The organism is Bacteroidota bacterium (assembly GCA_041658205.1).
Taxonomy (GTDB): domain Bacteria; phylum Bacteroidota; class Ignavibacteria; order UBA10030; family UBA8401; genus UBA8401.
On record JBBAAO010000001.1, the window covers coordinates 177,458 to 191,081 of the forward strand.

General features: G+C 41.6%; 10 protein-coding genes. 9 read left to right on the top strand and 1 reads right to left on the bottom strand.

Going from position 1 to position 13,624, the window contains the following annotated elements; translation table 11 throughout:
• Positions 1–286 precede the first annotated feature (286 nt).
• The 5 genes from dnaK to clpB all read left to right on the top strand — a co-directional run bounded on the left by dnaK (position 287) and on the right by clpB (position 7,491).
• Positions 287–2,215: a molecular chaperone DnaK gene (gene dnaK, locus WDA22_00685; GenBank protein ID MFA5831966.1), complete on the top strand. Its 1,929-nt coding sequence runs from the start codon at positions 287–289 to the stop codon at positions 2,213–2,215.
• Between the two features lie 191 nt (positions 2,216–2,406).
• Positions 2,407–3,609, top strand: a complete 1,203-nt coding sequence (locus tag WDA22_00690) for a 3-phosphoglycerate dehydrogenase family protein (GenBank protein ID MFA5831967.1) — start codon at positions 2,407–2,409, stop codon at positions 3,607–3,609.
• Between the two features lie 37 nt (positions 3,610–3,646).
• A complete protein-coding gene (locus WDA22_00695; protein MFA5831968.1) occupies positions 3,647–3,862 on the top strand; it encodes a hypothetical protein in 216 nt (71 codons plus the stop codon).
• 34 nt (positions 3,863–3,896) lie between these two features.
• Positions 3,897–4,772, top strand: a complete 876-nt coding sequence (locus WDA22_00700) for a hypothetical protein (protein MFA5831969.1) — start codon at positions 3,897–3,899, stop codon at positions 4,770–4,772.
• Between the two features lie 76 nt (positions 4,773–4,848).
• Entirely contained in the window at positions 4,849–7,491 is a 2,643-nt protein-coding gene (gene clpB, locus WDA22_00705; protein ID MFA5831970.1) for an ATP-dependent chaperone ClpB, read from the top strand.
• Positions 7,492–7,553: 62 nt separating this feature from the next.
• On the opposite strand, the gene WDA22_00710 is transcribed toward clpB, so the two are convergent.
• Entirely contained in the window at positions 7,554–9,110 is a 1,557-nt protein-coding gene (locus WDA22_00710) for a GNAT family N-acetyltransferase (GenBank protein ID MFA5831971.1), read from the bottom strand.
• A gap of 58 nt (positions 9,111–9,168) precedes the next feature.
• On the opposite strand from WDA22_00710, the gene WDA22_00715 reads away from it, so the two are divergent.
• Genes WDA22_00715 through WDA22_00730 form a run of 4 tightly spaced genes read left to right on the top strand, consistent with a single transcriptional unit; the run spans position 9,169 to position 13,542 of the window.
• Positions 9,169–10,740, top strand: a complete 1,572-nt coding sequence (locus WDA22_00715; protein ID MFA5831972.1) for a glycosyltransferase family 2 protein — start codon at positions 9,169–9,171, stop codon at positions 10,738–10,740.
• Positions 10,740–11,246: a GNAT family N-acetyltransferase gene (locus tag WDA22_00720; protein MFA5831973.1), complete on the top strand. Its 507-nt coding sequence runs from the start codon at positions 10,740–10,742 to the stop codon at positions 11,244–11,246. The genes WDA22_00715 and WDA22_00720 overlap by 1 nt, the downstream gene beginning before the upstream one ends.
• Positions 11,247–11,254: 8 nt before the next feature.
• Positions 11,255–12,229 (top strand): DUF4922 domain-containing protein, encoded by a 975-nt coding sequence (locus WDA22_00725; protein MFA5831974.1) that lies wholly within the window; start codon positions 11,255–11,257, stop codon positions 12,227–12,229.
• A complete protein-coding gene (locus tag WDA22_00730; protein MFA5831975.1) occupies positions 12,226–13,542 on the top strand; it encodes a SpoIID/LytB domain-containing protein in 1,317 nt (438 codons plus the stop codon). The genes WDA22_00725 and WDA22_00730 overlap by 4 nt, the downstream gene beginning before the upstream one ends.
• The last annotated feature ends 82 nt before the right edge of the window (positions 13,543–13,624 follow it).

Sequence of the window (13,624 nt, forward strand, 5' to 3'; positions counted from 1 at the left end):
TTTTTTTCAATTTCCTCTTAGTGTAGCTTAGAAACTACGTAGTCCCTATTTCGCCTGTCAAGATATGACAAATTGAAAGAAATACAAGCTTCATCTTTGTCTGCCATAATTTCTTGAATGGTAAAACAATAAGATGGAATGACTGCCATAATGGCACTATAATTTTTTAAATTTTGTTTTGTAGCATCAAAAATGGTTAAAAACGCAGTGTTTATTGTGGCACACTGCTTGCACAGAGATACGTAGAAAAGTCTGAAACTACAACATTAAATAGAGGAAAAATATTATGGCAGGAAAAATTATTGGTATCGATCTCGGCACAACAAATTCGGTTGTTGCTGTGATGGAAGGAAATGAACCGGTTGTGATCGCAAACTCAGAAGGTGCACGAACGACACCATCCATTGTTGCTTTTGCAAAAAACGGCGAACGATTGGTGGGTCAGTCAGCGAAACGACAATCAGTAACAAATTCAAAGAACACGGTGTATTCTATTAAACGCTTCATGGGACGATTTATGAACGAAGTGAACGAAGAAATGAAACTCGTTCCCTACGACGTTGTCACAGGAGACAATAACACATCGCGAGTGAAAATATCCGATCGTGTTTATTCACCACCAGAAATTTCCGCGATGATTCTTCAAAAGATGAAACAGACTGCGGAAGATTATCTTGGCCAGAAAGTAACCGAAGCAGTTATTACTGTCCCGGCATATTTTAATGATGCTCAACGTCAAGCGACCAAAGAAGCTGGTGAAGTTGCCGGATTAACCGTGAGACGTATCGTTAACGAACCGACCGCGGCTGCACTTGCGTACGGTTTGGATAAGAAACATAAGAATTCAAAAGTTGCTGTATTCGATCTTGGCGGTGGAACATTTGATATTTCCGTTCTTGACCTCGGCGATGGTGTCTTTGAGGTGAAATCAACGAATGGCGATACACATCTTGGCGGTGATAACTTCGATCAGCGTCTCGTGGAATTCTTTGCAGAAGAATTTAAAAAGCAAGAAGGGGTCGATCTATTGAAGGATGCTATGGCACTTCAACGATTGCGTGAAGCTGCAGAAAAAGCAAAGATTGAATTATCTTCCTCTGCACAAACAGAGATCAATCTTCCGTTTATTACGGCTACACAAGACGGTCCGAAACATTTTACGATGACATTGTCGCGCTCCAAATTTGAACAATTGGTAGACGATCTGTTAAAACGATGTTTACATCCAACGGAAAAAGCGCTGCAGGATTCCGGTTATTCCACCAGCCAAATTGATGAAGTGATTCTTGTTGGCGGCATGACACGTATGCCGGCAGTTCAAGAGTTGGTAAAAAAATTCTTCGGAAAAGAAGGACACAAAGGAGTGAATCCTGATGAAGTTGTTGCTATTGGTGCAGCTATTCAAGGAGGCGTTCTTGCTGGTGATGTGACTGATGTATTGCTTTTGGATGTGACACCATTGTCACTTGGGATTGAAACACTCGGTGGCGTGATGACAAAGCTGATCGATGCGAATACAACCATTCCCACAAAGAAGAGTGAAACATTCAGCACGGCAGCCGATAGCCAGACATCAGTGGAGATTCATATTCTTCAAGGTGAACGTCCGATGGCTGTTGATAACCGCTCTCTCGGAAAGTTCCATCTTGACGGAATTCCACCAGCACCGCGCGGTGTTCCTCAGATTGAAGTATCGCTTGATATCGATGCGAACGGTATGCTTTCCGTTTCCGCAAAAGATAAAGCCACAGGTAAGGAACAGAATATTCGCATTACATCTTCATCCGGATTGAGCAAGGAAGAAGTAGAGAAGATGAAGAAAGATGCGCAAGCACACGCTGCAGAGGATTCAAAACGCAAAGAAGAAATTGAGATCAAAAATCAGGCTGACTCCCTCATCTTTTCAACGCGGAAGCAATTGACTGATCTCGGTGATAAGATCGATGCTGATACAAAAGCAAAGATTGAATCTGCAACGAATGCGTTAGAAGAAGCTGTTAAAGCAAATTCGGGGATCAAAGAAAAGAAGGAAGAACTGGAAAAAATCTGGAATGAAGCTTCCACGAAAATGTATGAGGCAGCCAAAACAGCGGGACCGCAACCAGGTGCCGACGCAACCGGGCAACAACAACAGCAGCAGTCTCAAAGCGGTGGTCAATCCGACGGCGGAAAGAAAGTTGAAAACGCTGATTTTGAAGTTGTTGACGATAAATAACTCGTTTATAACACTCCAAAAGCATTTTGGTGATCTAAAGATAACAAGGCGAGGTGATTCCTCGCCTTTGTTATATCGGATATGCCCGAAAAAAGGTGATTATTTGTAATTGATGGCTCAGGAAAAAGGACGTACCTTTTGGTACAAATACTTATTACCACGATAGAACATTCCTTAAAAGGAGATGTCGTATGAAAGTCCTCTTAGCAGATTCGTTACCACAAAAAACCATTGATAACCTTGCGTCACTCGGTATGGTTGTTATTAATAAACCAAAACTCAAAGCGGAAGAACTCGCCGGTGCAATTGAAGATGCCGATGTGCTTGTTGTCCGTTCTACGGAAGTTCATGCAGATTGTATTTCTTCTGCAAAAAATCTTTCGCTCATTGTTCGAGCAGGAGCTGGTGTCAACAATATTGATATGAAAGCTGCCAATGCCCGAGGCATCTATGTCTCAAATTGTCCGGGGAAAAATTCCGTTGCAGTTGCAGAACTTGCTATGGGTTTGCTTCTTTCGATCGATAGAAGAATTCCGGATAATGTCATCGATCTGAAGAATGCGAAATGGAACAAGAGCGAATATTCCAAAGCTGATGGAGTGTTCGGCAAGACCGTCGGAGTAATCGGTACCGGCCAGATCGGAAAAGAGTTCATTCATCGCGCAAAGGCGTTTGGAATGAATGTTGTCGCCTGGTCGCGTTCTTTGACAAAAGAAAAAGCAGAATCTCTTGGAGTGACGAGTGCAGAGTCGATCGCAGCGTTGATTCCGCTCTGCGATGTTGTGTCGGTTCACTTGGCGCTAAAACCCGAGACGAAAAAAATCATCACGAAAGAGCTGATTGGGATGATGAAACCCAAAGCAATCTTTTTGAATACATCGCGCTGGGAAGTGGTTGATGAAGATGCGTTGTATGAAGCCGCACAAGCGGGTAAAATTCGAGTCGGGGCAGATGTCTTTTCCGGTGAACCTGAAGATAAGACTTCGCCGTTTACCAATAAGATTGCCTCATTGCCAAATGTCTACGGAACGCATCACATCGGTGCTTCAACAGAACAGGCGCAAAATGCAATTGCCGATGAGACCGTGGCGATTATCAAAATGTATAAGGAGCGGGGGACGGTAAAGAATTGGGTGAATAAAGCGAAAGTAACTCCGGCAAAATTCCAATTGGTTGTGAGACATTATGATAAGCCGGGTGTTTTAGCAAATGTGTTTGAGGATTTGAAGTCGGCAGCGATCAATATTCAGGAAGTCGAGAATTTGATCTTTGAAGGTACGCAAACTGCGTGTTGCACTTTAAAACTTGATGCCAAACCGCCGGAAAAAACTCTTTCATCCATTTCATCACGTATAGAGGAAGTGATTCAGGTGCAATTGGTTGAGCTATCATAATTCTTTCATTGAAGGATGAGGAAATGAGGGTTAGGCTATGATGGACATTATAGTTTGGATTATATTGATTGCCTTAGCATTGATATTGTTAATGGCGATTATTAATAAAAAAATGAGCAGTTCGGGAAACTTTGCCGCTACTTCTGTTTTTGCTGATATGCAGAATCAGGAAAAACGGAATGCAATGGAGACTGTCATAGAAGAAAAAGAGGGCAAGAAACGATTTGAACAAGAGACTGGCGAAAAACAATAGTTAATCATTCTCAATCTTGATGAAAGAAGTATACATGAAAATTCGATATCTATTCCTTGCACTCGTTCTACTCATAGCGACATCGTCTGCAGCAAAATTTCCGGCACAGGTAAAAAAATCAGTGACGTTTATTTTTTCGAAGGATACAAATAATAGATTGACTCCGCAAGGGACAGGTTTTTTTGTTTTGCTGAAAACGAATCAGAACAACGATACTGCAAACTTTGGCTATTTGGTCACAACCAAAAGCACATTAAAAAAATCAAATGGATCGTTCTTTGATACAGTGTACATCAGAATCAATAGAAAGGATGGATACTCCGACACATTGATTATTCCGATGGTCCTGAATTCTGTACCACGATATTTTCTCCATCCGGATTCGACTGTTGATCTCGCAATTATTCCTGCGTATCCGGACCTGAATAGGTATGATTTTTTATTCACTCCCGTTGGCATGATTGCGGCTATAGATTTCCTGAAAAAGGAAAATATTTCTGAAGGAGACGAAGTGTTTTATACTGGTATGGAGTCTTCCCATTTTGGAATTTTCAAAAACATACCAATCGTAAGGTTTGGAAAAATCGCCCAGCTTTCCGAAGAAAAATATTCAGTGGAAAATGGATATACAGAACTCTATTTGGTAGAAACGAACATTTCAAAAGAAAGCAGTGGTTCCCCTCTTTTCTTTTATTCGCCAGCGATAAAAGATACAGGAACTGCTACTGTTCCGGCGAGACTATTTCTGACAGGGATTATATCGGGATTTTATGACAAGCAGAAGAGTAAATCCAATGGAATTGTGAGTGTTATCCCTGCATATAAATTGAACGATTTATTGAATGTGCCGGCGGTAATGCAGGAAAGAGAAAAAGAGTTTACCAGAATGCAGAGTACCAAAATAAAATAAAATATTTCACCACGGAGAACACAGAGATCACAGAGAATGTAAATAAGCAACAACCTAAATTTGAAAAAATAGAAAAATGAATTTCAATAAATTTACCATAAAATCACAAGAAGCTGTGCAAAATGCGCAAGAGATTGCGACATCCTACGGAAACCAATCGTTAGAACCGGAGCATTTGCTCGCTGCATTAGTGCAGGATGCGCAAGGGATTGTTACGCCCATTCTCCAAAAACTTGGAGCAAATGTCAATTATATTAAAATAAAGATCAATGAAGTTGTTGAAAAACTTCCTAAAGTAAGTGGCGCTCAGCAATATGTATCTACAATCCTGCAAAAAATATTTGAACAGGCTCAAAAAGAAGCAGAGAACCTGAAAGACGATTATGTTAGCACGGAACATCTATTACTTTCTTTGCTTGATCAAAAGAGCAATAGCGGAGTGAAATTGCTTTTGGATCAAGGAATCACAAAAGAAGGTTTGTTGAAAGCACTCAAAGAAGTTCGCGGATCACACCGTGTGACGGATCAAAATCCTGAAGACAAGTATCAGTCACTCGAAAAATTCGGTAGGGATTTGAACGATCTTGCAAGGAAAGGAAAACTTGATCCTGTCATCGGACGTGAAGATGAAATTCGACGCGTGCTTCAGGTTCTGTCACGTCGAACAAAAAATAATCCTGTGCTGATTGGTGAACCTGGTGTCGGGAAAACGGCTATTGCAGAAGGTCTTGCGTATAGAATTATTTCTGGAGATGTCCCTGAAAATCTTAAATCGAAACGAATTATTGCATTGGATATGGCTTCGCTTATTGCCGGTGCAAGTTTTCGCGGACAGTTTGAAGAACGACTGAAAGCCGTATTGAAAGAAGTCGAAAATTCCAACGGTGAAATTATTCTCTTTATTGATGAACTTCACACATTGGTGGGAGCGGGAGCAGCACAAGGAGCTGTCGATGCGGCAAATATGCTGAAACCGGCGTTGGCACGGGGAGATCTGCGTGCGATTGGTGCAACAACACTCGATGAATACAGAAAATATATCGAAAAAGATCCGGCACTGGAACGCCGATTCCAGCCGGTTCATGTTGATGAACCTACTGTTGATGATACAATCTCAATCTTGCGTCGACTCGCTGAACGTTATGAAGTGCATCATGGTGTACGGATCACCGACGGAGCGATTATTGCCGCCGCACAGTTAAGCCACCGTTACATATCGGATAGATTTCTTCCCGATAAAGCGATCGATCTTGTGGATGAAGCAGCATCGAAATTGAGGATTGAGATAGATTCGATGCCGGAAGAATTGGACAATATCGAGCGAAGGGTGAAGCATTTGGAAATTGAACGCGAAGCGGTTAAACGGGAGCTTTCCGCGGAATACGCTGATGAATCCGATCGTGCAGCAATAAAAACGCACATTCAAGAAATTGAAAAAGATCTTGTTGAATTGAATCAATCCCGAACTGCTCTGCGGACACATTGGGAGAATGAAAAAAATCTCATTCAATCTATCCGGAACATGAAGGGTGAGATTGAGAATGTGAAGATTGAAGCGGATAAAAAAGAGCGTGAAGGGGATCTCGGAAAAGTTGCCGAACTTCGGTACGGAACATTGACCAATCTTGAACGGCAATTAAAAGAGGCGACCGTAAAGCTTTCTGAAATTCAAAACACGAAAAAAATGCTGAAGGAAGAGGTTGATGCGGAAGATATTGCCGAGATTGTTTCGAAGTGGACTGGAATCCCTGTTACAAGGATGCTAGAGAGCGAGCGGTCGAAACTGCTTCATCTTGAAACAAAAATCCACGAACGGATGGTGAATCAGGAAGAGGCGGTAAAAGCTGTTGCCGATGCTATCCGAAGAAGTCGCGCGGGATTGCAGGATGAAAAACGGCCGATTGGCTCTTTTATTTTTCTTGGCACAACTGGTGTTGGAAAAACGGAACTTGCTCGGTCCCTTGCCGAATTGCTCTTTAATGATGAGAACGCAATGGTGCGGATTGACATGAGCGAATATATGGAGAAGTTCTCCGTTTCTCGTTTGATCGGCGCTCCACCAGGCTATGTTGGTTATGAAGAGGGTGGTCAGTTAACGGAAGCAGTCCGCAGAAAACCATATTCCGTGGTGCTTCTTGATGAGATTGAAAAAGCGCATCCGGAAGTGTTTAACGTACTTTTGCAATTGCTTGATGACGGACGGTTGACTGATTCAAAAGGCCGGACGGTGAATTTTAAGAACACCATCGTTATTATGACGTCGAATATTGGATCACAAATAATTCAGGAACAGATGGCGCAAATGGAAACGGAAGAGGACTGGCAGAATATGGCCGGTGATCTTCGTTCGCAGTTGAATCAATTGCTTCGCCAAACTATCCGTCCTGAGTTTTTGAACCGTGTTGATGAAGTGATTCTCTTTAAGCCTCTCTCGCAGCTGGATATAAAACAAGTGATCAATATTCAATTGAAACATGTGGATGCCATGTTGGCGAAAAAAGAGATGACACTTGTTGTGACAGACGATGCAAAAGAATGGATTGCACGTCTTGGGTACGATCCGAGTTTTGGTGCGCGTCCATTAAAGCGGACGATCCAAAAACATATTATCGATGTTCTTTCTTCAAAGATCCTTGGCGGCGAAGTTACTGAAGGAGATGCCCTTGAACTTGGATTGGAAGGAGAAGGAAAACTGGTATTTCGAAAATTGAAAAAATGATCCTTTTAACACAATTGATTGTTATTCTATAGTCTGCTTCAACGGCAGGCTATAGAATTATATTACAATACTGTAACTCCTTTTCCTCCTTTATATCGGATTTCGTAGAGATCTTTTCTTCTGTCCAACCAATTCAACACCCCGCCACTTTGCCGATGACGTTTCAATAATTCAAGATCAACATCATCCACAATGACCATCTCGGTGTTTGGTGTTGCTTCGGATTGGATTGCATCGCGTGTGAAGGGAATATCGGATGGAGTGAAGATTGCCGATTGAGCATAATGTACGTCCAGATTTTCCACAAAAGGAAGGTTTCCCACGCCGCCGGCAATGGCAACATAAATATGGTTTTCGATGCATCGCGCTTGTGCACAGTATCGGACACGCAGATAGGCATTCCGTTCATCTGTACAGAAGGGAACGAAGATTAATTGCGCTCCATTCTCCACGGCAATGCGGCTTAGTTCCGGAAATTCAATGTCGTAACAGATTTGAATGGAAATTTTCCCTTTGTCTGTGTCGAAAATTTCTAACGTATCTCCCGGTTTTACGCCCCACCAACGCCGTTCATTTGGTGTAATGTGCAGTTTGTACTGTTTGCCGATCGTTCCATCTCTTCGGAATAAATACGAAATGTTATAGAGGTTATCATTCTCAACGGTAAAATGTGATCCGCCGATGATGTTGACGTTATATCGAATTGCAAGAGATCGAAAGAGTTCAAGATATTTTGGAGTAAATTCCGAAAGATGCCGGATGGAAACTTCCGGACGATCTTTGGGCATAAACGAAAGCAGCTGCGTTGTAAAAATTTCAGGAAAAAGAACAAAATCACTCCGATAGTCTGCACCGACATCAATGAAGTATTCACATTGTTTGGCGAAATCTTCAAAGTCTTTCACCATTCTCATTTGATATTGAACGGCACAAATGCGCGCTGATTCCACCGGCATAAAGATTCGAGATGTGTCGGGAACATAATCTAGATTGGTCCATTCCAAAAACGTCGCATAGCCTTTTGATTCCGAGTCGGAGACCATGTAATCTTGAAGCAATCGCTTCAGAACGAAACCGTTTGCCAGTTGAGTAGTTAGCACAGGATCAAACAACGATTTGTCCAATACTTTTCCGACGTATTGGCGCGCGGTCATTTCAGTTGAATATTTTCCATATCCCGGAATTCGTCCACCGAGAATAATTCTCATGAGATTATATTTTGTCGCAATCGCTTTTCGAGTATCATACAATCTTCTCGCAAGTCGCATTCCTCGGTAATCAGGGTCGACCATAATCTCAATACCATAAAGCGTATTTCCTTCGGAATTATGATTCCGGATATATCCGTTGTCAGCAATTTCCTTCCAACTATGCCATTGAGAATAGAGAGAAAAATCGAGGATTAAGCTGCTGGATGAGGCGACAATTTTGTTTTCGTACTCAACACAGATTTGTCCTTCGGGAAATATCTTCAATTGGCTTTCGAGTTGTTCAATTGCCCACGGTTTCATTCCCGGGAAACATCTCTTTTGCAAATCAACAATTTTGTCGTAATCGATTATTGCTATGGTCCGTACGACAATGTTTTTTTCAAATTCTTTCAAATCAAGTTCAGACATGGCGATTCCTTCCTGAAATTGGAACATTGCTACCTTTATGTTATGAATTTTATGAGTAATGTCAAGTATATCAGTCGGGTATTTTGGTTTGCTTTCGCTTGTTCTTCTTTTTACATTGCTTTCGCAAACTTTATTTTTCTTTAGAACGTCTAAGGTCTTATCGTTTATGATCTCTGTTATTCTACCGTTTAGTTCGGAACCATACTTTGCTTCTACACTACAGCAATTCATCCGATCGCCGCTTGTTAAAAAAATTATTATTGCGCACGATGGAGCATATTCAACTTCGCAGGAAAAATGTGTGGGTGTGAACGTCGATTCGCTTACATCCGGAAAGACACTGAATGCAATCATTGAGAAACTTTCTACCGACTATCTGCTCTTTATTAATCAAGCGCAATCCATCACATTGAACCAGGCAGCTTTGGAACGGTTTGTCCATATTGCCCAGGACACAAAAGCTGGGATGATCTATTCTGATTTTTATGAAGTGAAGGATGGAAAACGTTCTGAACATCCGACCATCGATTACCAATTGGGAAGTATCCGCGATAATTTCGATTTTGGTGCAGTGATGTTCTTTTCCGTTTCAATCGTAAAAAAGGCGATTAAAAAATACGGGAAGATCGAAAAAGTAGAACGTGCCGGATTGTACGATTTGCGATTAAAAGTTTCAGCACTCAGCGAGATCTTTCATAATCAGGAATATCTCTATACAAAGACTGAATCTGATACTCGCAAAAGCGGTGAAAAAATGTTCGATTATGTCGATCCAAGGAATATTTCGGTCCAAAAAGAGAACGAACTTGTTGCTACAAAACATTTGAAAAATATCAGTGCATATTTAAAACCGAAGTTTGCTAAAGTTCCAAGATCAAAGGAAAAGTTTCCGGTTGAAGCAAGTGTGATTATTCCTGTCCGAAACCGCGAAAAAACCGTTACAGAAGCGGTGAATAGTGTGCTGTCACAAAAAACAGACTTTGCATTTAATGTGATTATCGTGGACAATCATTCGACGGATAACACAACGAACATCCTGAGCGATCTCTCAAAACGAGATCCAAGAGTAAAACATATCATCCCGAATCGGGAGGATTTGGGAATCGGCGGCTGTTGGAACGAAGCGATCCTTTCCGAATATTGCGGAATGTATGCTATTCAACTTGATTCCGATGATCTCTATTCCGATAATAATACGCTTCAAAATGTTGTGAATGTGTTTCGCAAAGAGAATGTTGCGATGGTGATAGGATCATACACGCTTGTTAATGCAAATCTAGAACCGATTCCTCCAGGTTTGATCGATCATAAGGAATGGACTTCGGATAACGGACGAAACAATGCACTTCGCATTAATGGACTTGGAGCACCGCGGGCATTTTACACTCCGATATTACGCGAGATCCTTCTACCGAACACAAGTTATGGCGAAGATTACGCAGCAGCGATACGAATATCGCGTCAGTATCAAATCGGAAGAATCTACACATCTCTCTATCATTGCCGCCGCTGGGAAGGGAATACCGATGCATCTCTTCCAATCGAAAAGATTAATCGCAACGATTTTTACAAAGATAAAATACGCACGATAGAAATGCACGCACGTATTCATTTGAATAGGAAAAAATAATGTCTATTCAGCCAAAATATCGTGAATGGACTCTGGACGATACTAATGAAATCCAAAAAGTGTTGCTCAATACATGGCTTGCATCGTATGCGGATTTTATCCCTGTGACGGATATTCAATGGTATTTTAACAATTATTACTCCGAGATCAATTTTGCACAGTTATATGATGACAAAGACAGTATCGGTTTCGTTGCCGAAGTAAAAAACCATATTGTCGGTTATGCTCGGATGAAGATCAATCACGAACAGAAACGCTGTTATCTTGAATCATTATATGTTCTTCCAGAATTTCAAGGAAACGGGATTGGCTTAGAACTATTAAAGATTGTTGAACAGAAAGCACAGCAGCATTTGTTTCAACAAATTTGGCTTGGAGTGATGGAGCAAAATGTTCCTTCGCTCAAGTGGTATAAAAAATTAGGCTTCAATTTTATTGAACAGTCCCCCTTTCAAATGGGCAAATCATCCGTAAACCACTTTGTAGGATATAGAGACATCAAATAGTATTGCTCATGCTCTCACAGAAGACCTTTTCACGATTTCCGACGGCACAACATCAATCACTTTCCGAACAGATACTTCATCTCTATCATGAACAACAGCATCAATGGCCGATGCTTGCCGAAGGAGTTTCGGCTTTACAGAGTGTCCAAACAAAAGTTATTGACTGCGGTTCATTTTCCGCACGCCTGCAATATAATCCAAAGCGCATTGTCAGCACCGGTGCAAAGGTGGATGCGGTATCGATCAAAGAACGAAAATGTTTTCTTTGTCTAGAAAATCTTCCGCCGGAACAACAAGGTGTTCTCTATAAAGAAAAATTTCTCGTGCTGTGCAATCCCATGCCAATCTTTCGGGAACATTTCACAATTTCTCATATTGAGCATATTCCCCAATCGATTGAAGAGCAGATCCTTTCGTTTCTTTCCTTGGCAAAAGATCTGTCACCCGGATATACCGTATTTTATAACGGGCCTAAATGCGGTGCTTCCGCCCCCGATCATATGCATTTTCAAGCTTCTCCAGCAGGATTGATTCCTGTCGAACGGGAAATGGTAGAACACAAAAAAATTAAAAAAAATATTAACGGAATAACAGTCTCAACACTTGAACGGTACGGACGAAGCGTCATTACATTGGAGGGGAAAAGTGAACAGGAAATGGAGTTGTCGTTCCTTCGGTTGACCTCATCGTTAAGAAAAGTGATGAACACGAACGAAGAACCGATGATGAATGTTATTGGTTCCTATGACGATGGAGTGTGGCGTTTGATCATTTTCGTTCGGAGTAAACATCGTCCGGCTTCCTTTTTTTTTGAACGTGAAGCAAAAGTATTGATTAGTCCCGCAGCTGTGGATATCGGCGGATTAGTTGTAACGCCGATGGAAAAAGATTTTCTTACGGTAGATGCTCCTCATCTCAGCGGGATCTATCACGAAGTTTCCATTCCGGAAGAAACACTGAATATTATTCTTGAAAAAATATGATCTCATCTGAACCGATCATTAAAATTGGAGTAGTAGAAAATTATGTGGAAGTTTCCGGTGAATTACTGGAAAAGTTTAAAATTACGAATGATGTCATTGTGACCGGTAAGTTCAAGGCTATCCTAAAGAATGGGGAAATTATACTCTATGGAGGGAAGGAGATAGAACTGATTCGCGGGAAAGAGATCACCTTTGCACCGGTCAATGGCGGAGCATTTACGATCCATGATGTTGTTTTCGGAATCAATTTTCATTGGGAACGAAAAGAGCATCAAACATTTCAGGGTTCGTTACGCTTGGTAGCCCGCAACAAAGGAATCACCGCGATCAATGAAGTATCAGTAGAAAAATATCTTGCCAGCGTTATTTCCTCGGAGATGAGCGCCAGCGCTCCGATGGATTTGTTAAAAGCACATGCCATTACATCTCGCAGCTGGCTGGTAGCAATGCTGGAGATGAAGAAAAAATTCTCCAATCTCGGCATACCATCGCAACGTACAACCCAAACGGAGAACGAACTAATCCGATATTATGATCGTGAAGATCATGATATCTTTGACGTCTGCGCGGATGACCATTGTCAACGGTATCAAGGTATTACAAAAGATATTTCGAATGCCGCCACCGAAGCGATAAGCGCAACACGAGGAATGTTTCTTGTGTATCAAAATGATATCTGCGATGCACGCTTTTCCAAATCGTGCGGAGGTATTTCCGAACCATTCCATACAACATGGGGAGAAACACAATATCATTACCTAATGCCGGTTTCATGTTCAGAGCAACATCAGTATACTCCACCACAATCAAACACAGAAGCGGAAGAGTGGATCCTTTCTTCGCCTGAAGCGTTTTGTAACACAACAGACGGCAACATATTACGCCAGATTCTTCCGTCATTCGATCAAGAAACGACAGATTTTTTTCGGTGGAAAGTACAATATTCAACAACCGAGCTTTCAGAATTGGTTCAAAATAAATCGGGGATCGATTTCGGCACAATATTAAGTCTCATCCCGCTCCAACGCGGTCCATCGGGAAGGATCACCCGTTTGAAAATTGAAGGGACAAAAAGGACATTGGTTGTTGGCAAAGAGCTGGAGATTCGCCGATGGCTATCAAAATCGCATTTATACAGTTCTGCTTTTGTTGTGCAGAAGGAGAATGATGCGTTCGTTTTACGTGGTGCGGGATGGGGACACGGAGTCGGATTGTGTCAAATTGGTGCGGCAGTGATGGCGGTGAAGGGCTTCAAAGCGGAAGAGATTGTGAAACACTATTTTCAGGATGCGGAATTAAAGAAACTGTATTAAGAAATTCCAAATTACAAAAATCAAGTTCCAAAATGTAACGATACCGTCATTCCAAGTCCCAATTTTATCCTGAGCAATTCCG